Origin of the sequence: Paraburkholderia graminis C4D1M, assembly GCF_000172415.1 — a bacterium.
Taxonomy (GTDB): Bacteria; Pseudomonadota; Gammaproteobacteria; order Burkholderiales; family Burkholderiaceae; genus Paraburkholderia; species Paraburkholderia graminis.
The window spans coordinates 67,607-86,604 of record NZ_ABLD01000021.1 but is presented as its reverse complement, the minus strand read 5'-3'; the positions used below and the strand labels follow the sequence as shown (position 1 = coordinate 86,604).

Below are 18,998 nucleotides of genomic sequence, written 5' to 3'. Positions count from 1 at the left end.
AACCAACAACCGCAACCAACAACCGCAGCCGACAACCGCAGCCAACAACCGCAGCCAACACCATAACAAGGTCCCGCCGATGACTGTCCACCGTACCTTCGATCTGATCGCGCCGTCCGGCTACCCGCCTGACTCCGAGGTGCTGAATCGGGCGTTGCAGCGCCTGCGCGGGCAAGGACATCGGGTGGAGGGCGTCGACGCGACGCGGCGTCGTTATCAGCGCTTCGGCGGTACGGACGGCGAGCGCGCTGCGGACCTGAACCGGCTCGCGGATGCATCGCGCGCGTTGCCCGATATTGTGCTCGCCGTGCGCGGCGGATACGGCGCGATGCGTCTCCTGCACGGCCTCGATTACGACGGGCTGCAACGCCGGCTGACCGATCAACCGGTCGCGCTCGTCGGCCATAGCGACTTCACGGCGATTCAGCTCGCGCTGCTCGCGCGCGCGGGGCTGAAAACGTTCAGCGGGCCGATGCTGATGAGCGACTTCGGCGCGGAACACGTCAGCGAATTCACGATGCAGCATTTCTGGTCCGCGCTGACAAAGCCGACGGTGACGATCGCGCGAAACGTCCCGCAAGCGCACGCGGTCGACGTCTCCGGCACCTTGTGGGGCGGCAATCTGGCGGTGCTGACGTCGCTCATCGGCACGCCGTACATGCCGCCGGTGCAAGGCGGCGTGCTGTTTGTCGAAGACGTCAACGAGCAACCGTTTCGTATCGAGCGGATGCTTTATCAATTGCATCTGTCGGGCATCCTGGGTCAGCAGCAGGCACTCGTGCTCGGCGATTTTTCGGGCGGCAAGTTGTATGACTATGACAACGGCTACGACCTGCAAGCCATGATCGAGCACATGAGATCGGTGATCGGCATTCCGATCGTCACTGGCCTGCAGTTCGGCCATGTGCCGGACATGGTGACGCTGCCTGTGGGCGCCGACGCGCACCTCATCGCCGACGCCCGCGGCTTCAGGCTGACGTTATCCAACTATCCATTCCTGGGTTGAATGCCCGGGCACCTAAGAAGCGGGCTGCGGCCCGTTTTTTATGGCTTGTCCGCGCAACTAACGGCCGCATCTGAACGCTCGTTCGGGCAAGGAAGACAGCGGTGAAGTAACGATTTTGTCGACAAAATAGCCGCTTAAAGACAGCGACTGTGCTCGCCGGCCGAGCGGCGCATCCTTGCTGACAAAGCCGCCAAGCCACCCAGACGAATCACGCCGCACCGCAACACGAAAAATTGTCGATGATCGCCGCAAAAATTGTTGACAATCTTTATGTCCATCCTAATATGACCAACATACCGAGACACACATCATGTCCGACATCGACACCGAATCCGTCAGCGCAAATAGTTCGAAGCCCGAAGCAATTGTCGAGCGCATTCGTGCCGCGATTCTCGAGCATCGGTTGGCGCCGGGCGCGAAGTTGACGGAAGCACAGTTGTGCGAAGTATTTGCGGTGAAGCGTGGTCCGATCCGGCAAGCGTTGGCACAACTCGCGACCGATCGTCTCGTGGATCTTGAGCCGAACCGCGGCGCGTTCGTCGCGAGTCCGTCGCTCCAGGAAGTGCATGAGGTGTTCGAGATGCGCCGCATCATCGAGCTGGCCGTCGTCGAAAAGATTTGCAACGGACACGGCATGCGGCGGTTAAAGAGCATCGGCGGCATGATCGGCCGCGAACGCAAGGCGTTCGAGACGCGCGACTTTTCGTCGTGGATTCGTTTGTCCGGCGAGTTTCATACGGAGCTGGCTCAACTCACCGGCAACACCGTGCTGTGCGATTGCCTGAACGGACTGGTCGCGCGCTCCACGCTGATCTCGGCGTTGTACGAGTCGCTTGGACGAAGCCCGTGTTCGTTCGAGGACCACGAAGCGATTCTCGCCGCGCTCGACGCCGGCGATGCCAAAGAGGCGGCGGCACTCATGTCGCGCCATCTGCAAAGCGTCGAGTTGAAGATGCTGGAGCGGCCCGCACGCGGCGCAGCCGACCTGCATGAAGTATTCGGCGCGCTGAGCGGCGGCATGAGCGGCATGAGCGGCATAAGCGGCGCAAGCAGCGGCGCAATGAGCGGTGCACCACGCGGCGCCGCGAAAACATCGCGTGAAGAATCACCCAAAGCGTTATCCAAGCGCAAGTCCGCGCCAAGCTGAGGCAAGCGGCCGGCGTGCGCCCGTTGCTGGTGCGCGCCGCACTGAACTGAACCGATAGAGCGAGCGTTGCAAGGCGGCCCGGCGCGGGCGCTGCCGGCCGGCGCACGCGTGTCCGTCGCCAACGCGCCGGACGAAAGTAGCAGCAGACCCGTTGCCGGACGTCCGCGGAATGCCGGCAATGCGATAACCACAAGTACTTCAGTACGGAGACATCCGCGGCGTGGCCATCGCGGCGGCCCGAGTCTGTTGCGCTTGCAACGACAGCAGGCGCGGGACCGGCAGCAAAGCCGCAAGTGGCATGGCCAATGCATTGCCCTTCGATTCGCAATCGACGGTCCCATCACAAGGAGGAATCATGGCTCAGTTCAGTGCAGCGCCCGGCAGTTCCGCAATCCCCCCTTATGCAGACGGCGACGCATCCGGCAATCCCGCCATGCCGGCCGGCTACAGCGAGCGCTTATACAACGAGGATCTCGCGCCGCTGCGTCACCAGACCTGGGGCGCCTACAACATCTTCGCGTTCTGGATGTCGGACGTGCACAGCGTGGGCGGTTATGTGTTCGCCGGCAGTCTCTTCGCGCTCGGCCTGACGAGCTGGCAGGTGCTGATTGCGCTGCTCGTCGGCATCGGCATCGTCAACGTGTTGTGCAACATGATCGCGAAGCCGAGCCAGGCGAACGGCGTGCCGTATCCGGTCGCATGTCGCGCGACTTTCGGCGTGCTCGGGGCCAATGTTCCCGCCGTGATTCGCGGGCTGATCGCGGTCGCGTGGTACGGCATCCAGACGTATCTCGCGTCGAGTGCGCTGGTGATCGTCGTGTTGAAGTTCGTGCCGCAACTGCTGCCGTATGCGGACGTGCATCGTCATGGCTTCATGGGACTGTCGACGCTCGGCTGGTCCGGCTTCATGCTGCTCTGGGTGTTACAGGCGCTGGTGTTCTGGCACGGCATGGAGACGATCAAGAAGTTTATCGACTTCGCGGGTCCGGCCGTTTATGTCGTGATGTTCATCCTCGCCGGCTACATGGTGTATCGCGCGGGCTGGCGCAACATCGGCATCAATCTGGGCGGCGTCAAATATCACGGCATGGAAGTGCTGCCGGTGATGATCACGGCGACCTCGCTGGTGGTGTCCTACTTCTCCGGGCCGATGCTGAATTTCGGCGACTTTTCGCGCTACGGCAAGAGCTTTCGCAGCGTGCAGCGCGGCAACTTCTGGGGACTGCCGGTCAACTTTCTCGCGTTCTCGCTCGTCACGGTGATCACGACGGCGGCCACGCTGCCGGTGTTCGGTCAACTGATTACGGACCCGGTCGAAACGGTCGGCCGCATCGACTATCCGACCGCCGTGATTCTCGGCGCGCTGACTTTCACGATCGCGACCATCGGCATCAACATCGTCGCGAACTTCGTTTCGCCGGCCTTCGACTTCTCGAACGTCGCGCCGCGGCTCATTAGCTGGCGCGCGGGCGGCATGCTCGCGGCGGTTGCGTCGATCTTCATCACGCCGTGGAATCTGTTCAATAACCCGGCCGTGATTCACTACACGCTGGACGTGCTCGGCAGCTTCATCGGACCTTTGTACGGAATCCTGATCGTCGATTACTACCTCGTGAAGCGCCAGAAGATCGTGCTCGACGATCTGTACACGGTCGCGCCGACGGGTTCGTACTGGTATCGCAACGGCGTGAACTATCGGGCCGTTGCCGCGCTGTTGCCGGCCGCGCTGATCGCCGTATTGTGCGTGATGGTGCCGTCGCTCGACGGCATGGCGAACTTCTCGTGGTTCATCGGCGCGGGCCTTGGGGCGTTGTTCTATCGCCTGCTGGCACGCTGAGCTTCGGTAGGTGAAGGGCAGTGCCGGTGCATTGCCCATGCAGTCGAAAGAGGAGACGAGATGCGTATCAAACTGATCAATCCGAACACGACCCAACGCATGACGGATGCAATGGGCCGCTGCGCGCGCGAAGTCGCCGCGCCGGGCACCGAGGTGATCGCGGTCAGTCCGACGATGGGGCCGCCGTCCATTGAAGGCTATTACGACGAAGCGCTCGCGACGCCGGGCCTGCTCGCCGAAGTGATGGCGGGCGAGCGCGAGGGCTGCGACGGCTACGTGATCGCGTGTTTCGGCGACCCTGGTCTCTACGCGGCGCGCGAGCTCGCGCGTGGCCCGGTGATCGGCATCGCGGAGGCGGCCATGCACGCGGCGAGCGTGCTCGCGCCGGGCTTTTCGGTGGTCACGACGCTTGCGCGCACTTGCGGCATGGCGTGGCATCTCGCCGAGCGTTACGGCATGCGGCGTTTTTGCCGCAACGTGCGCGCGACCGACGTCGCCGTGCTCGACCTCGACAAGCCTGGCTCGGCGGCGCGCCGCATCATCCTCGACGAATGCCGGCGGGCGCTGGCCGAAGACGGTTCCGATGCAATCGTGCTCGGCTGCGCGGGCATGGCCGAGTTGTGCGCGGAGATCGAGGACGCGCTCGGCGCGCCGGTGATCGAAGGCGTGACGGCCGCCGTCAAGTGGACGGAAGCGCTCGTCGCACTGCGGCTGTCGACCGCCAAGCGCGGCGACTATGCGCGGCCATTGCCCAAGCGCTATGACGGCGCGCTGGAATCGTTCAGTCCGTCGGCAGCGGACCCGAATCCCGCGCCGCCGCGCGTGAGCCATGCCGATTCGCTGCGGGTAAACACCAGCGCAGCCGAGCCGCACATACATTCAGTCTGACACGCACTATCTGCGCCGGTGTATGGGCGCACCAACGCGTTTTCGCTACACTGGTCCAACTCGCCGCGGGCCGTCCGACGTGCTGTGCGCTGCCTTGTGGTGGCCGTTGTGGTGGCCATCTCGGTGGCCATCTCAGTGGCCGTCGCGACGGTTATCGCGGCGGCGCCGCACAAGGCTTCAACAGATCCTGCAGCGCGCTTCGCGAGCCCACACGTATCGTCACTACGCATTCGTCAAACCATGCCACTCGACCCCAACTATCCACGCGATCTGATCGGCTACGGCCGCCACCCCGTGCAGGCCAACTGGCCAGGGCGAGCGCGCGTCGCCGTGCAATTCGTCCTCAACTACGAGGAGGGCGGTGAAAATTGCGTGCTGCACGGCGACCCCGGCTCCGAGCAGTTCTTGTCGGAGATCGTCGGCGCGGCTGCGTATCCGGCGCGTCACATGAGCATGGAGTCGATCTACGAATACGGCTCGCGCGCGGGCGTGTGGCGCATTCTGCGCGAATTCGAAAAGCGCGGCTTGCCGCTCACCGTGTTCGGCGTGGGCATGGCGATCGAACGGCATCCCGAAGTGGCGCGTGCATTCGTCGAACTCGGCCATGAGATCGCGTGTCATGGCTATCGCTGGATTCACTATCAGGACGTATCGCCGGAAAAAGAAGCCGAGCATATGCGGCTCGGCATGCAGGCGATCGAGCGCGTCACCGGCGAGCGGCCGCTTGGCTGGTACACCGGCCGCGACAGTCCGAACACGCATCGGCTCGTCGCCGAATACGGCGGCTTTCTATACGACTCCGATTACTACGGCGACGACCTGCCGTTCTGGATGGACGTCGAAGTGACAGGCGGCTCGACCGTGCCGCAACTGATCGTGCCGTACACGCTCGACACCAACGACATGCGCTTCGCGAGCCCGCAGGGCTTCAACACCGCGGACCATTTCTTCACGTACCTGCGCGATGCGTTCGACGTGCTCTACGAAGAAGGCGACGAAGCGCCGAAGATGCTGTCGATCGGCATGCACTGCCGGCTGCTCGGACGCCCTGGGCGTTTCCGCGGGCTGCAGCGTTTTCTCGACCATATCGAACAGCACGATCGCGTCTGGGTGACACGGCGCGTCGACATCGCGCGGCACTGGCGCGAACATCATCCGTATCAGCAAAACAACCGCGAGGCGGCGGCATGAAGGCGATGCAATACACACTGGACCAACTCAACACCGTTTCCACCGACGCATTCGTCGCGGCGCTCTCGGGCATCTTCGAGCACTCGCCGTGGGTCGCGGAAATCGCCGCAAATGAGCGGCCATTTGCGAGCATCGACGAGCTGCATCGCAAGATGTCGAAGATTGTCGAGACGGCGGGCGAAGACAAGCAGCTCGCGTTGATCAACGCGCACCCGGAGCTCGCGGGCAAGGCGGCGGTGCGCGGCGAACTCACCGCGGAATCCACGCGCGAACAAAGCGGCGCGGGCCTTGCGCAATGCACGCAGGCAGAGTTCGACAAGCTGCTTGCGTTGAACGCGGCGTATCGCGAGAAGTTCGGCTTTCCGTTCATTCTCGCGGTGCGCGGCTATGACCGTCACGGCATCATCGCGAACTTCGAGGCGCGCGTGAACAACAGCCGCGCCGACGAACTGCGCGCGAGCCTCGATCAGATCTACCGTATCGCACGTTTCCGGCTCGAAGACCTGATTGGTGCGTGAATCAACGCATGATTCGACGCGCGGCTTCACGGAACGTTTCCTCGCACTAACAAACACATCAAGGAAGACAAAGATGGCACTCCCGACTCTCGACCCCAACGCACCCGAATTCACGCGGCGTTACGTGAATCTGGCGGACCCGCGCCTGGGCGCGCAGGCGCTCGAGGCCAGCGACGAATTCTTCGCGCCGAAGGACCGCATGCTGAACCCGGAGCCGGCCGTCTTCATTCCAGGCAAGTACGACGAGCACGGCAAGTGGATGGACGGCTGGGAAACGCGCCGCAAGCGCGTGACCGGCTACGACTGGTGCGTCGTCAAGCTCGCGCGTCCGGGCGTGATCAAGGGACTCGACCTCGACACGAGCCACTTCACCGGCAACTTTCCGCCGGCCGCTTCCGTCGAAGCCGCGCGCGTGGTGGACGGCGTGCCGAACCAGTCGACGCAATGGACCGAAATCGTGCCGTCGATCACGTTGCAAGGCAACAGCCACCACTATCTCGAAGTCGGCGACACGAATGCGTACACGCACTTGCGCGTGAACATCTATCCGGATGGCGGCATTGCACGCTTGCGTGTGTACGGTCAGCCGCAAGTCGACTGGGCGGGCGCCAGCCGCACGCAGCAGTTCGACCTCGCGGCGATGGAGAACGGCGCGTATCTGGTCGCGGCGAACAATCAGCACTTCGGTGCGGCGTCGACGATTCTCATGCCGGGCCGCGGCGTGAACATGGGCGACGGCTGGGAAACGCGGCGCCGTCGCGAACCGGGCAACGACTGGGCGATCGTCGCGCTCGCGCAGCCGGGCGTGATCTCGAAGATCGAAGTCGACACCGCGCACTTCAAGGGCAACTATCCGGACCGCTGCTCGATTCAGGCCGCGTATGTGACGGGCGGCACGGACAGTTCGCTGATTACGCAAGCGATGTTCTGGCCCGTGCTGCTCGGCGAGCAGAAGCTGCAAATGGACAAGCAGCATTACTTCGAAAGCGAGATCGCCGCGCTCGGTCCGGTGACGCACGTGCGCTTTAACATCATTCCGGACGGCGGCGTATCGCGTCTGCGTTTGTGGGGCACGCTGGCATCATGAAAACGCTCGCTATCGAACCATTGACGAAGGAAGCGTTCGCCGCGTTCGGCGACGTGATCGAACTCGAGGGCGCGAAGCAGATCCCGATCAACCTCGGCACGACGGTCCGCTATCACGACCTCGCAAAGGTGGACGTGACGGACGAGAACGGCCGCACGCTGATCAACCTGTTTCGCGGACAGCCGCGCACGCTGCCGTTCGAAGTGAAGATGCTCGAACGGCATCCGCTCGGCAGCCAGGCTTTCGTGCCGCTGAACGACAAGCCGTATCTGGTGGTGGTCGCGCCCGCGGGTGATCTCGACGAATCGAAGATTCGGGCATTCGTGACGAGCGGTTGGCAGGGCGTTAATTATGCGAAGGGGGTTTGGCACCATCCGCTGATCGCGTTGGGCGAAGTGAGCGACTTTATCGTCGTCGATCGTGGCGGGGAGGGGCTCAATCTTAACGAGCAGGATCTTGTGGAGCCGCTGTGGTTGACTGAGGATGCGTTGAGTGGGGTGGCGGTTTAGCGTTCCTGTTCCGGCGTTATTGGCGATTGACGAGCAGGATGATGGTAAGGAGCTCATGGCAGAAATGCCGTGGGCTCTTTTGTTTTTTGACGGTCGTCAACATGGGCGAGTCGGCTTCGACTTGGCCAGCGGCGGCATCACTGAGAACGTGCGTTAGCCGGCGCCTCGGTTGCGGCCATGACTGGTGAAACCAACGTCGACCGGCAGCAGGCCGTACAGAATGCCTGCGCGACAGAGGAAGCGTCCAGCAAGCAATTCAACCATCACCGCGCAGCAAACAAAAAACGGGCTTCCCGCTTCCGCGAAAAGCCCGCTTCGTGATGCTGAGCGACCTGGTTCCAACGACCTCACACCGGCAAAGTCTCGGTCACTTCGCCATCACTTCGCCGCACCCCCCTCGAACCACGCAGCGATCTTCATCCGTTCGTCGTCCGTCATATGCGTGACATTGCCAAGCGGCATCGCCTTCAGCGTCACCGCTTGCTGATAAATCCGCTGCGCGTTCTGCGAGATCTCGTCCGGCGTATCGAGCAACACCCCAGCAGGCGCGCTGCCCATCATCGTCGGATGCGCGGAGTGGCATGCCACGCAACGCTGCTGCAGCACCGGCGCGATGTCGGCCACTTTCACCGTCGGCGCATTCGCCGCTTGCGCCTGCGGGACCATCGGCTTGGGCATCGTCCAGAAGAGGGCGCCGAACATCAGCGCGATGCCGGCGAGCGGCAAATACCACAGCACCTGGCCACGATGACGCATCACGAAGAACTGACGGATCAGCGCGCCGGCCAGCATGATGACGACGAGCACCGCCCAGCTGTGCGGATGCGTGTACGTCATCGCGTAGTGATTCGACAGCATCGCGAAGACGACGGGCAACGTGAAATACGTGTTGTGCACCGAGCGCTGCTTGCCGCGCTTGCCGTAGATCGGGTTCGGCGTGTCGCCCTTGAGCATTGCGTCGACCATCTTGCGCTGGCCCGGAATGATCACGAAGAACACGTTGGCCGACATGATCGTCGCGAGCATCGCGCCCATGATCAGATACGCCGCGCGACCCGCGAAGATATGGCACGCGAGCCACGCCGCGATCAGCACATACACGCCGACGCAGATGCCGAGCACCTTGTCCTTGTTGCCGAGAAGGCGGCACAGCGAGTCGTAGACGATCCAGCCGGCGGCGAGAAAACCAAGCGCCGACGCGACCGCGACCACGGGGCCCATGTCGAGCACGTTTTTGTCGATCAGATACGTGGACGGCGAGAACAGATACAGCACCGTAAAAAGCCCGAAGCCCGACAGCCACGTCGTGTACGACGGCCACTTCGACCAGTGCAGGTCGTCCGGCATTTCCGGCGGCGCGACAGTGTACTTCTGCATGTTGTAGAAGCCGCCGCCGTGCACATGCCACAGTTCGCCGAACACGCCGCGCTTGCGCTGGTTCGGGTCCTGCGGCGGTTTCAGGCTGTTGTCGAGGGCGACGAAATAGAACGACTCGCCGATCCATGCGATTGCGGCGACGACGTGAAACCAGCGAATCGCGAGATTCAACCAGTCGGTGATAAAGCCTTCCATGAAACTCCTCCACTTCTGATTCGTTGCTCGAGCGGCGGCGTTGTGTGCGTCACGCCGCCCCGCGGACTGCGGGGTGAAAGACGCGGTGCGCTCAGTTCGCACGGCGTCGTCGTTCACTCGTCTCTAAGGTTTGTTATTGCGCTTCTGCAATCGACCGCACGCTTTGCGGTTCCCGATCGATCAGCTGCCGCGATAAGTGCTGTACGACCACGGCGATACGAGCAGCGGCACGTGATAGTGCGCGTTGGCATCGGCGATACCGAAGCGCAACACGACGCGATCGACGAAACGCGGCTCGGGCACCTTCGTGCCGATCGACGCGAAGTAATCGCCCGCGGCGAACACCAGTTCGTACTCGCCCGGAACCAGCGCGTCGCCTTGCAGCAGCGGTTCGTCGCAGCGGCCGTCGTCATTGGTGAGGGTGGTTTTCAGCGCGCGGCGCGTGTCGCCCGAAAGCGCGAAGAGTTCGACCTTGATGCCCGCGCCGGGACGGCCGTTCGCGGTGTCGAGCACATGGGTAGTGAGCTTTCCCATTCGCAGTTTTCCTTGTGTGTTTGCGAGGTTTCGGCGGCAGCCCGATCCAGATACGTTGCGGCGGATCGAGGCTCCACGTCAGTGGCTACATACCCGTCGGCGAATTGAAGCGAGCGCCGTGGCAGCCATTGTAAAAACTTGTTCTGTCGAGCGCGCGCGCGATAAGAAAGATAATAGCTGGCGCATGAACGACAGTCTGCTGAAAGCCTCGGCGGATGCATTGGCGCGGCCTTGCTGCGCAGACGATCCCCGTTGGATCGTACCGTCGTCAAAAATGACCGACTATATCGCCGGCCTGAGGATGGTTATCGCAACGGCGCGAGTTGCCAGCGTTATTTTGGCCGTCGAAGGTTACGTCTGTGCGCCGCAGCAATAATGCCCGAGCAACTCAAGGCTTATGCGCGGCACACGTCCCGAAGACGGCGGAGCACGCCGGGTAACCGGGCCAACAGCGTTCGACGGGACGCGGCGGCGCGGCGACACGGCTCACGCGCGGTCACATCGCGTTCGAACGACTTTGCACGGAAGCAATCAGGCGGAGAAAGCGGATGACGATGGAACAGGCAGCACAAGAAACAAACAAAACGAACAAAACGAACAAACCGAACAGAACGATGCTGGTCAAGCACGCCGACGTGCTCGTCACAATGGACGGCGCACGGCGCGAACTGCGCGACGGCGGCTTGTATATCGAGGACAACCGCATCGTCGCGGTCGGGCCGACGGCGGAACTGCCGCCCACCGCCGACGAAGTGCTCGACATGCGCGGACATCTGGTGATTCCCGGCCTCGTGAACACGCATCACCACATGTATCAGAGCCTCACGCGCGCGCTGCCCGCCGCCCAGAACGCCGAGCTGTTCGGCTGGCTCACGAGCCTCTACAAGGTGTGGGCGAACCTCACACCGGAGATGATCGGAATTTCGACGTTGACCGCAATGGCCGAGCTGTTGCTCTCGGGATGCACGACGTCGAGCGATCACTTGTATATCTATCCGAACGGCAGCCGGCTCGACGACAGCATCGTCGCGGCACGCCGCATCGGCATGCGTTTTCATGCGGCGCGCGGCAGCATGAGCGTGGGGCGCAAGGACGGTGGCCTGCCGCCGGATTCGGTCGTGGAGCGCGAGGCGGAGATCCTGAAGGACACGCAGCGGCTCATCGAGAGTTACCACGACGAGGGGCGTTACGCGATGCTGCGCGTCGTCGTTGCACCATGCTCGCCGTTTTCGGTGAGCCGCGATCTGATGCGCGAATCGGCGGTGATGGCGCGGCACTACGGCGTATCGCTGCACACGCACCTCGCCGAGAACACGAACGACGTTGCCTATAGCCACGAGAAATTCGGCATGACGCCCGCGCAATATGCGGAAGACCTGGGCTGGGTCGGGCGCGACGTATGGCACGCGCACTGCGTGCAACTCGACGACGCCGGCATCGAACTGTTCGCGCGAACCGGCACGGGCGTCGCGCATTGTCCGTGCTCGAACATGCGGCTCGCGTCCGGCATCGCGCCGATCAAGCGGATGCGGCTCGCGGGTGTGCCGGTGGGTCTCGGCGTGGATGGCTCGGCGTCGAACGACGGCGCACAGATGGTCGCCGAAGTGCGCCAGGCGCTGCTGTTGCAGCGCGTCGGCTTTGGGCCGGATGCGATGACCGCGCGCGAAGCATTGGAGATCGCCACGCTCGGCGGCGCGAAGGTTCTGAATCGCGACGACATCGGCGCGCTCGCGCCGGGCATGGCGGCCGACTTTGTCGCGTTCGATTTGCGTCAACCGCTCTTCGCCGGCGCGTTGCACGATCCGGTGGCGGCGCTGGTGTTCTGCGCGCCGCCGCAGGTGAGCCATAGCGTGATCGGCGGCAAGGTCGTGGTGAAGGACGGACAGTTGACGACGCTGGAACTCGGACCGGTCATCGAGCGGCACAACCGGTTGGCGAAGGCGCTTTACGAAGCCGCGGTGTGAGGTGAAGGCAAAAGGCGGCCGCGTGCGGGGATGCAGATGCACGAAATCGCCGCCGACCGCTCACGCGGCCACTCAAGCTTCAAGGCTTGTCGATCAACGTCCTGGTCGCTTCCGCGACGAGGCTGCGCAGCCAGCGCACTTCGTCGGAGTAGTGAACGCGCTCGTGCCAGAGCTGGTAGTACTGCATCGGCGGAAAATCGAGCGGTGCGGGCACCACGGTCAGCGGCAAAAACTTGGCGTAGTAATCGGCGAAGAGGCGCGTCGTCGTGAAGATCAGATCGGATTTGATCAGCACGTACGGCGCGAGATTGAAGTACGGCAGCGTGACGACCACATGGCGCTTCAAGCGCTCGCGCGCGAGATGCACGTCGATGGCGCCGCGCTGGCCGACCGAATACGGCGTCGGCGCGAGATGCGGCGCGTTCAGATACTGATCGAGCGTGAGCCCGCCGCGCTTCGCGAACGGATGCGTGTTGCTCATCAGGCAGACGATCTGATCGACGAACAGGTTCGACAGATGCAGTTGCTCGGGCGGCTCCGGCCAGTTGCCGACGACGATGTCGAGCTTGCCGTCTTCGAGCGCGAGTTCGTAGTCGAACGCGGGGCCGAGCGAATGAAATTCGAGCGTCGCGTTCGGCGCGGCCTGGCGAAAGCGTTCGACCACCGTCGGCACGAACAGCACGTTGAGGTAGTCCGGGCAGCCGATGCGGTAGCAGCGGATCGACGTCGCCGGATCGAAATTGTGTTGCTGGAACTTGATGCGCTCGATTTCGCGCAATGCGTTCTGCACCGGTTCGAGCAGGCGCAGGCCGTATTCGGTGGGCACCATGCCGGATTTGCCGCGCACCAGCAGCGGGTCGCCGGTGATGTCGCGCAAGCGGCGCAGCGCGGCGCTAATGGCCGGTTGCGATTGATTCAGTTTGACGGCCGCGCGCGTGACGCTGCGTTCCATCAACAGGGTGTGCAAGACGCGTAAAAGATAGGTATCGATCGCCTCGCGTTGCTGACTCATGACTTCTCCGAAATATATGTTCTGGCTGATCGACGGGGTGCAGGGGTATATGCGTTTTAATATGAACGAAAAACGGCGTCAAGGGAGGCATACCCGCAGAGCTTGCTGTGGCGCGGGTTTCAGCGAATTTTGTCGGCTCGACTGAGCGGGGCGAATTAGGTATTGTCATCCGGTTGTGGTGACGGATCGGCCGCCGGGAAGGTGGGCGAACGCACGGCAACCGCAGTCACTGACGCACTACGGAATCACATGAGCGACTCTTCTTATAGCGACGGCGCCGCCGCGCAGCCGGCAGCCGGATCGGAACCCAGGCCGGAACAGGCGGCGCCCCGGTTGATGCTCAAGGGCATCACCAAACAGTATCCGGCCGTGCGAGCCAACGACGACGTCACGCTGATCGTCGCGCCGGGCGAGATCCACGCGGTGCTCGGCGAAAACGGCGCGGGCAAGAGCACGCTGATGAAGATCATCTACGGCGCGGTTCGGCCCGACGCGGGCGAGATTCACTGGGAAGGCCAGGCGCTCGACATCGCGAGTCCCGCGGCCGCGCGCAAGCTCGGCATCGGCATGGTGTTTCAGCACTTTTCGCTGTTCGAGACGCTCACGGTCGGCGAAAACATTGCGCTCGCACTCGACGAACCGTTCGATCTGAAAGCGCTGTCCAAGCGCATTCGCGAAGTGTCCGCCGACTACGGCCTCGACATCGATCCGCAGCGTCACGTGCATAGCCTGACGGTCGGCGAGCGGCAGCGCGTGGAGATCGTGCGCTGCCTGCTGCAGAACCCGCGGCTGCTCATCATGGACGAACCGACGTCCGTGCTCACGCCGCAAGCGGTGCGCAAGCTGTTCGCGACGCTGCGGCGGCTCGCGGCCGAAGGCTGCAGCATTCTCTACATCAGCCACAAGCTCGACGAAATCCAGGAACTGTGCGACACGGCCACGGTGATGCGCGGCGGTCGCGTGACGGGCCATGTGAAGCCTAAACAGGAAACGCATGCATCGCTCGCGCAACTGATGGTGGGCCACTCGCTGCCCGATTACACGCGCCGCGAGCACAAGCCCGGCGACGTGCTGCTGGAAGTGAAGGCGCTTTCGGTGGCAAGCGACGACCCGTTTGGCACCTCGCTCGATAACGTGTCGTTCGCCGTGCACGCGGGCGAAATCTTCGGCATTGCGGGCGTGTCGGGCAATGGTCAGGCGGAGTTGCTGTCGGCGTTGTCGGGTGAGAAGCGGGGCGTGCGCGCCGATGCGGTGACGATCTGCGGCAAGCCCGCGGGCCGTCTCGGCGCGGGCGCGCGGCGCGCGCTCGGTTTCGGCTTCGTTCCGGAAGAGCGGCTTGGCCGCGGCGCAGTGCCCGCGATGACGCTCGCTGAAAACGCGCTGCTGACCGGGCATCGGCAGAAGATGGTGCGCTCGGGCTGGATCAACGCGGGCGCGATGCGTGCGTTTGCGAAGCGCTGTATCGAAGCGTTCGACGTGCGTTGCGGCGGTTCCGAAGCGCTCGCGCAGAGTCTGTCGGGCGGCAATCTGCAGAAGTACATCGTGGGCCGCGAGATCTTGCAGGCGCCGAAGGTGCTGGTGGTCGCGCAGCCGACGTGGGGCGTCGACGTCGGCGCGGCCGCGTTCATTCGTCAGCAGTTGCTCGATCTGTCGGCGCGCGGCGTGGCGATCCTCGTCATTTCCGAAGAGCTGGAGGAACTGTTCGACATCTGCGACCGGATCGCAGTGCTCGCGGGCGGCAGACTCTCGCCGGTGCGCGCGACAGGCGCGACCAACGCCGAGGAAATCGGCCGCTGGATGGCGGGGCTTTTCGGCGGCCGCGAAGGCGCGGCGCCGTCGGCGGAACAGCCGGCGCATGCCTGAACCGCGCCTGTCCACGCGGTTATCCGTGCGTTTATGCGCGCTTTGCGTCCAATAACAGAACCCGACAACACGACACGCTACTCATGATTCTTCCGTATCGACTCGAAGCGCGCACGACGCCCTCGCGCACCATGCAGATCGCCGTGCCGCTGATCGCCGCGTTGCTCACGCTCGCCATCGGCTTCGTGATCTTTGGGCTGGTCGGCCGCGATCCGCTTCAAGCCATGCACGCGTTCTTCATCGAACCGCTGTCGAGCGTGAACGGCTGGTCCGAGCTTCTGCTGAAGGCGTCGCCGTTGTGCCTGATCGGCCTCGGCCTCGCGATCGGTTATCGCGCGAACGTGTGGAATATCGGCGCCGAAGGGCAGATGCTGCTCGGCGGCATTGCCGCGAGCGGCGTCGCGATTTATTTCGATCAGGCGAGCGGCTGGTGGATTCTGCCGTTGATGATGCTGGCCGGCGTGATCGGCGGCATGCTGTGGGCGGCGATTCCCGCGCTGCTCAAGAGCCGTTTCAACACGAACGAAATTCTCGTAAGCCTGATGCTCACGTATGTCGCGACGCAGTTGCTGATCTATCTGGTGAGCGGCCCGTGGCGCGATCCGCAGGGCATGAATTTTCCCCTCTCGGAGATGTTCAGCGGCGACGCGCTTTATCCGACGTTTTACGGCGACTGGCATTGGAAATGGCTGCGCGGCACGCGGCTGAACGCGTCGGTATTCGTCACGCTGATCGCGATTCCGCTGGTGTGGATCTTCATGCGCAAGAGCTTCGCCGGCTACCGGATGAACGTCGGCGGTCTTGCGCCGCTGGCCGCGCGCTACGCGGGTTTCTCCGACAAGAAAACCATCTGGATGTCGCTCCTCATCAGCGGCGGGCTCGCGGGTCTTGCCGGCATGGGCGAGATCGCCGGGCCGATCGGTCAGTTGCAGGCGACGTGGTCGCCGGGTTACGGCTTTACCGCGATCATCGTGGTGTTCGTCGGACGGCTGCATCCGCTCGGCATCGTGCTCGCCAGTCTGCTGATGGCGCTGCTGTATCTCGGCGGCGAAGCGGTGCAGACCTCGATGCAATTGCCGCAGGCACTCTCCGGCGTGTTCCAGGGGCTGCTGCTGTTTTGCCTGCTCGGCGCCGATCTGTTCGTGAATTACCGTGTGCGCCGGCGCTCCGTTGCCGCGCAAGCCCACTGACCCGCTCACCGCTTCGCTCACGCCATTCATGGATATTCAACAAGCCAGCGCGCTCACGTCGAGCGCCGTCACCGCCGCGATCCCGCTGATGTTCGCGGGCGCGGGCGAACTCGTCGCCGAAAAGTCGGGCGTTCTCAACCTCGGCGTCGAAGGCATGATGCTGATGGGCGCCGTCACCGGCTACGCGGTCACCGCGATCACCGGCAACCCGTGGCTCGGCGTGATTGCCGCGATTGGCGCGGGTCTCGCGATGTCGCTGCTGTTCGCGTTTCTCACGCTGACCATGCTCGCCAACCAGGTCGCGACGGGTCTCTCGCTGACGATCTTCGGCATCGGTCTGTCGGCGTATGTCGGCAAGCCGTACACGTCGGCGGCGGTGCGCGCCACCATCGACACGTGGACCATTCCGGGCCTCTCGAAGATTCCGGTGCTCGGGCCCGCGCTTTTCAGTCTGACGCCGCTCGATTACCTCGCGTTTGCGATGTTCGCGGCGATCGGCTGGTTTCTGTATCGCACGCGCGCGGGGCTCGTGTTGCGCTCGGTCGGCGAGTCGCCGCAGGTCGCGCATTCGGTCGGCTTTCCGGTGGTCGGCGTGCGCTATGGCGCGGTCGCGTTCGGCGGCGGCATGGCGGGACTCGCGGGCGGCTACTACTCGATCGTCAATCTGCACTTGTGGCAGGAGCAACTGACGTCCGGCCGCGGCTGGATCGCGCTTGCGCTCGTCGTGTTCGCGACGTGGCGGCCGGGGCGTTTGCTGATCGGCGCGCTGCTGTTCGGTGCGGTGACGGGCCTGCAGTTCTACGCGCAGGCGATCGGCGTGCCCGTGCCGACGCAATTCCTCGCGATGCTGCCGTATGTCGCGACGGTCGTCGTGCTGGTGCTGATTTCGCGCAACCCGAACACGATTCGCCTGAATGCGCCGGCATCGCTTGGCAAGCCGTTTTTCTCGGCGGGCTGACGCGCCGCCCGGTTGGCCAGACATAACCACACGTTTCAATGACTAATCACACGACTGGAGAAAACATGAAGAAAAGGAATCTGCTGACGGCTTTCGCATGGGGCGCCGCCTCGCTCGCGCTCGGTGCAGCCGTGACGGCGCCGTTCGCGCAATCCGCGCAGGCGGCGGATGCACCGGGCGTCGCGTTCGTCTATCTCGGCAATCCGGGCGATGCCGGCTGGACCTTCGCGCACGACCAGGGATCGAAGGAAGCGGAAGCCAGGTTCGGCAACAAGATCAAGATCACGCGCATCGAGAACGTGCCGGAATCGGCGGACTCGGAGCGTGTGTTTCGCGATCTGGCGAACAAGGGGAATAAGGTCATCATCGGTTCGAGCTTCGGCTATCAGGACTTCGAACTGAAGGTCGCGAAGGACTTCCCGGACACGGTGTTCCTGCATGCAACCGGCTACAAGAAGGCGCCGAACTTCGGCACCTACGACGTGCGCATGTACCAGGGCGCGTATCTGGCCGGCGTCGCCGCGGGCTATGTGACGAAGACCAACACGCTCGGCTTCGTCGCGTCGGTGCCGATTCCCGAAGTGGTCCGCAACATCAACGCGTACACGCTCGGCGCGCGCTCGGTGAATCCGAAGGTTCATACCAAGGTCATCTGGATCAATAGCTGGTTCGATCCCGGCAAGGAAAAGCAGGCCGCTGAAACGCTGATCGGCCAGGGCGCCGACGTGCTGTTGCAGAACACGGATTCGAGCGCGACGCTCGCGACCGCGTCCGAGAAGCACGTGCATGCTTTCGGCTGGGATTCCGACATGAAGAAGTTCGGCCCGAGCGCGCATCTGGGTTCGGTGGTCGCGCACTGGGGCGTGTACTACAACTCGGCGATCCAGCAGGTGCTCGACGGCAAGTGGAAGAACGATCCGGTGTGGTGGGGCATTCCGCAGAAGGCGGTCGATCTCGAGGACCTGAACACGTCGGCGATTCCGGCTGACGCGCAGAAGAAGGTTGCGGGCAAGCGCGAAGAACTGGCGAGCGGCAAGTGGGATGTGTTCGCCGGTCCGATCAAGGATCAGTCGGGCACGGTCAAGGTGCCGGCCGGCAAGACGCTGACGGACCCGGAGTTGCAGCGGCTGAACTGGTATGTCGAAGGTGTCGACGGGTCGTTGCCGAAGTAAGCGGGTGATGCCGGGCGGGTTGTGCTGCTCGCCTGGTTGATTACTTGTTGAGAAAGAGCTGCATCCGTTGTTGGCGGATGGCAGCTCTTTCGGTTTACGGTTTTGTGCTTGTGGGGCTGGGCGTCAGCGCGCCACATGCGCGACGTGCTCTGCCTCAATCGTCGATGCGCAGCCCGACCTTGATCGTCACCTGCCAGTAAGCGACGCGGTCGTTTTCGATCTGGCCCCGCGTTTCCGTCACTTCAAACCAGTGCAGATTGCGCAGCGTTTTCGACGCCTTGGCGATGGCGGTGCTGATCGCGTCGTCGATCGATTTCGTCGATGAGCCGGTCAGTTCGATCTGCTTGTAGACGTGGTCTGACATGAAATCTCTCCTTTAATCTTCGTTGGCGTTCAAAAAGTATAGGTAACGCGGACGGTTGCGCACGGCCGCCGTGTGAACGCGTTCTATCGCACGTCGCATGCCCGATACGCCGGACGCCCCCAGCCAGCAGGGCGCGGCGCGCGCCGAATTCCCGTCCGGTTGAAATCCCGGTAACCTGCTAAAATA

Annotated in this window: 18 protein-coding genes; 14 read left to right on the top strand and 4 right to left on the bottom strand. The window is 63.4% G+C overall.

Annotation, left to right across the window (positions count from 1 at the left end; all coding sequences use genetic code 11):
- Positions 1 to 79: 79 nt before the first annotated feature.
- The 8 genes from ldcA to BGRAMDRAFT_RS25555 all read left to right on the top strand — a co-directional run bounded on the left by ldcA (position 80) and on the right by BGRAMDRAFT_RS25555 (position 8,183).
- Positions 80 to 1,006, top strand: coding sequence for a muramoyltetrapeptide carboxypeptidase (gene ldcA, locus BGRAMDRAFT_RS25590; protein WP_006051779.1), 927 nt, complete (start codon positions 80 to 82; stop codon positions 1,004 to 1,006).
- 310 nt (positions 1,007 to 1,316) lie between these two features.
- Positions 1,317 to 2,153, top strand: coding sequence for a GntR family transcriptional regulator (locus tag BGRAMDRAFT_RS25585; protein WP_006051778.1), 837 nt, complete (start codon positions 1,317 to 1,319; stop codon positions 2,151 to 2,153).
- A gap of 355 nt (positions 2,154 to 2,508) precedes the next feature.
- Positions 2,509 to 3,990 (top strand): NCS1 family nucleobase:cation symporter-1, encoded by a 1,482-nt coding sequence (locus BGRAMDRAFT_RS25580; RefSeq protein WP_006051777.1) that lies wholly within the window; start codon positions 2,509 to 2,511, stop codon positions 3,988 to 3,990.
- A 60-nt stretch (positions 3,991 to 4,050) separates the two neighbouring features.
- On the top strand, positions 4,051 to 4,878 hold the full coding sequence (locus tag BGRAMDRAFT_RS25575) for an aspartate/glutamate racemase family protein (protein ID WP_006051776.1): 828 nt from the start codon (positions 4,051 to 4,053) through the stop codon (positions 4,876 to 4,878).
- Positions 4,879 to 5,118: 240 nt separating this feature from the next.
- Positions 5,119 to 6,069, top strand: coding sequence for an allantoinase PuuE (gene puuE, locus BGRAMDRAFT_RS25570; RefSeq protein WP_006051775.1), 951 nt, complete (start codon positions 5,119 to 5,121; stop codon positions 6,067 to 6,069).
- Complete coding sequence (gene uraD / locus BGRAMDRAFT_RS25565) at positions 6,066 to 6,587, top strand: 2-oxo-4-hydroxy-4-carboxy-5-ureidoimidazoline decarboxylase (protein ID WP_006051774.1); 522 nt, start codon at positions 6,066 to 6,068, stop codon at positions 6,585 to 6,587. Before puuE ends, uraD begins: the two co-directional genes overlap by 4 nt.
- 73 nt (positions 6,588 to 6,660) lie before the next feature.
- Positions 6,661 to 7,674: an allantoicase gene (alc, locus tag BGRAMDRAFT_RS25560; RefSeq protein WP_006051773.1), complete on the top strand. Its 1,014-nt coding sequence runs from the start codon at positions 6,661 to 6,663 to the stop codon at positions 7,672 to 7,674.
- The gene (locus BGRAMDRAFT_RS25555; RefSeq protein WP_006051772.1) at positions 7,671 to 8,183 is read left to right on the top strand and encodes an ureidoglycolate lyase; all 513 of its coding nucleotides are present in this window, start codon (positions 7,671 to 7,673) and stop codon (positions 8,181 to 8,183) included. The genes alc and BGRAMDRAFT_RS25555 overlap by 4 nt, the downstream gene beginning before the upstream one ends.
- A gap of 378 nt (positions 8,184 to 8,561) precedes the next feature.
- Here the strand turns inward: BGRAMDRAFT_RS25555 and BGRAMDRAFT_RS25550 are convergent, their stop codons facing one another.
- A complete protein-coding gene (locus tag BGRAMDRAFT_RS25550) occupies positions 8,562 to 9,755 on the bottom strand; it encodes a urate hydroxylase PuuD (protein WP_006051771.1) in 1,194 nt (397 codons plus the stop codon).
- A gap of 180 nt (positions 9,756 to 9,935) precedes the next feature.
- Positions 9,936 to 10,289, bottom strand: a complete 354-nt coding sequence (uraH, locus tag BGRAMDRAFT_RS25545; protein ID WP_006051770.1) for a hydroxyisourate hydrolase — start codon at positions 10,287 to 10,289, stop codon at positions 9,936 to 9,938.
- A gap of 118 nt (positions 10,290 to 10,407) precedes the next feature.
- Here uraH and BGRAMDRAFT_RS25540 point away from each other — a divergent pair, with 118 nt between their 5' ends.
- Together BGRAMDRAFT_RS25540 and BGRAMDRAFT_RS25535 are read left to right on the top strand one after the other, a co-directional pair.
- Complete coding sequence (locus BGRAMDRAFT_RS25540) at positions 10,408 to 10,665, top strand: hypothetical protein (RefSeq protein WP_157140678.1); 258 nt, start codon at positions 10,408 to 10,410, stop codon at positions 10,663 to 10,665.
- Positions 10,666 to 10,837: 172 nt separating this feature from the next.
- Entirely contained in the window at positions 10,838 to 12,253 is a 1,416-nt protein-coding gene (locus tag BGRAMDRAFT_RS25535) for an 8-oxoguanine deaminase (RefSeq protein ID WP_006051769.1), read from the top strand.
- Positions 12,254 to 12,332: 79 nt separating this feature from the next.
- Here BGRAMDRAFT_RS25535 and BGRAMDRAFT_RS25530 read toward each other — a convergent pair whose 3' ends face one another.
- Positions 12,333 to 13,265: a LysR substrate-binding domain-containing protein gene (locus BGRAMDRAFT_RS25530; RefSeq protein WP_006051768.1), complete on the bottom strand. Its 933-nt coding sequence runs from the start codon at positions 13,263 to 13,265 to the stop codon at positions 12,333 to 12,335.
- A 249-nt stretch (positions 13,266 to 13,514) separates the two neighbouring features.
- Here BGRAMDRAFT_RS25530 and BGRAMDRAFT_RS25525 point away from each other — a divergent pair, with 249 nt between their 5' ends.
- From BGRAMDRAFT_RS25525 to BGRAMDRAFT_RS25510, 4 genes are all read left to right on the top strand, one after another.
- On the top strand, positions 13,515 to 15,128 hold the full coding sequence (locus tag BGRAMDRAFT_RS25525) for an ABC transporter ATP-binding protein (RefSeq protein WP_006051767.1): 1,614 nt from the start codon (positions 13,515 to 13,517) through the stop codon (positions 15,126 to 15,128).
- A gap of 83 nt (positions 15,129 to 15,211) precedes the next feature.
- Positions 15,212 to 16,318, top strand: a complete 1,107-nt coding sequence (locus BGRAMDRAFT_RS25520; protein WP_006051766.1) for an ABC transporter permease — start codon at positions 15,212 to 15,214, stop codon at positions 16,316 to 16,318.
- A gap of 28 nt (positions 16,319 to 16,346) precedes the next feature.
- Positions 16,347 to 17,276 carry an ABC transporter permease gene (locus tag BGRAMDRAFT_RS25515; protein WP_006051765.1) on the top strand — a complete coding sequence of 310 codons (930 nt, stop codon included), beginning with the start codon at positions 16,347 to 16,349 and terminating at the stop codon, positions 17,274 to 17,276.
- A 65-nt stretch (positions 17,277 to 17,341) separates the two neighbouring features.
- Positions 17,342 to 18,448 carry a BMP family ABC transporter substrate-binding protein gene (locus BGRAMDRAFT_RS25510; RefSeq protein WP_006051764.1) on the top strand — a complete coding sequence of 369 codons (1,107 nt, stop codon included), beginning with the start codon at positions 17,342 to 17,344 and terminating at the stop codon, positions 18,446 to 18,448.
- 154 nt (positions 18,449 to 18,602) lie between these two features.
- Here BGRAMDRAFT_RS25510 and BGRAMDRAFT_RS25505 read toward each other — a convergent pair whose 3' ends face one another.
- A complete protein-coding gene (locus BGRAMDRAFT_RS25505) occupies positions 18,603 to 18,812 on the bottom strand; it encodes a dodecin (RefSeq protein WP_006051763.1) in 210 nt (69 codons plus the stop codon).
- Between the last annotated feature and the right edge of the window lie 186 nt (positions 18,813 to 18,998).

Bases quoted from the DNA above. Each gene is read 5' to 3' on its own strand.
- ldcA (WP_006051779.1), top strand. From the start codon at position 80: ATGACTGTCCACCGTACCTTCGATCTGATCGCGCCGTCCGGCTACCCG.
- BGRAMDRAFT_RS25585 (WP_006051778.1), top strand. From the start codon at position 1,317: ATGTCCGACATCGACACCGAATCCGTCAGCGCAAATAGTTCGAAGCCC.
- BGRAMDRAFT_RS25580 (WP_006051777.1), top strand. From the start codon at position 2,509: ATGGCTCAGTTCAGTGCAGCGCCCGGCAGTTCCGCAATCCCCCCTTAT.
- BGRAMDRAFT_RS25575 (WP_006051776.1), top strand. From the start codon at position 4,051: ATGCGTATCAAACTGATCAATCCGAACACGACCCAACGCATGACGGAT.
- puuE (WP_006051775.1), top strand. From the start codon at position 5,119: ATGCCACTCGACCCCAACTATCCACGCGATCTGATCGGCTACGGCCGC.
- uraD (WP_006051774.1), top strand. From the start codon at position 6,066: ATGAAGGCGATGCAATACACACTGGACCAACTCAACACCGTTTCCACC.
- alc (WP_006051773.1), top strand. From the start codon at position 6,661: ATGGCACTCCCGACTCTCGACCCCAACGCACCCGAATTCACGCGGCGT.
- BGRAMDRAFT_RS25555 (WP_006051772.1), top strand. From the start codon at position 7,671: ATGAAAACGCTCGCTATCGAACCATTGACGAAGGAAGCGTTCGCCGCG.
- BGRAMDRAFT_RS25550 (WP_006051771.1), bottom strand. From the start codon at position 9,755: ATGGAAGGCTTTATCACCGACTGGTTGAATCTCGCGATTCGCTGGTTT.
- uraH (WP_006051770.1), bottom strand. From the start codon at position 10,289: ATGGGAAAGCTCACTACCCATGTGCTCGACACCGCGAACGGCCGTCCC.
- BGRAMDRAFT_RS25535 (WP_006051769.1), top strand. From the start codon at position 10,838: ATGACGATGGAACAGGCAGCACAAGAAACAAACAAAACGAACAAAACG.
- BGRAMDRAFT_RS25530 (WP_006051768.1), bottom strand. From the start codon at position 13,265: ATGAGTCAGCAACGCGAGGCGATCGATACCTATCTTTTACGCGTCTTG.
- BGRAMDRAFT_RS25525 (WP_006051767.1), top strand. From the start codon at position 13,515: ATGAGCGACTCTTCTTATAGCGACGGCGCCGCCGCGCAGCCGGCAGCC.
- BGRAMDRAFT_RS25520 (WP_006051766.1), top strand. From the start codon at position 15,212: ATGATTCTTCCGTATCGACTCGAAGCGCGCACGACGCCCTCGCGCACC.
- BGRAMDRAFT_RS25515 (WP_006051765.1), top strand. From the start codon at position 16,347: ATGGATATTCAACAAGCCAGCGCGCTCACGTCGAGCGCCGTCACCGCC.
- BGRAMDRAFT_RS25510 (WP_006051764.1), top strand. From the start codon at position 17,342: ATGAAGAAAAGGAATCTGCTGACGGCTTTCGCATGGGGCGCCGCCTCG.
- BGRAMDRAFT_RS25505 (WP_006051763.1), bottom strand. From the start codon at position 18,812: ATGTCAGACCACGTCTACAAGCAGATCGAACTGACCGGCTCATCGACG.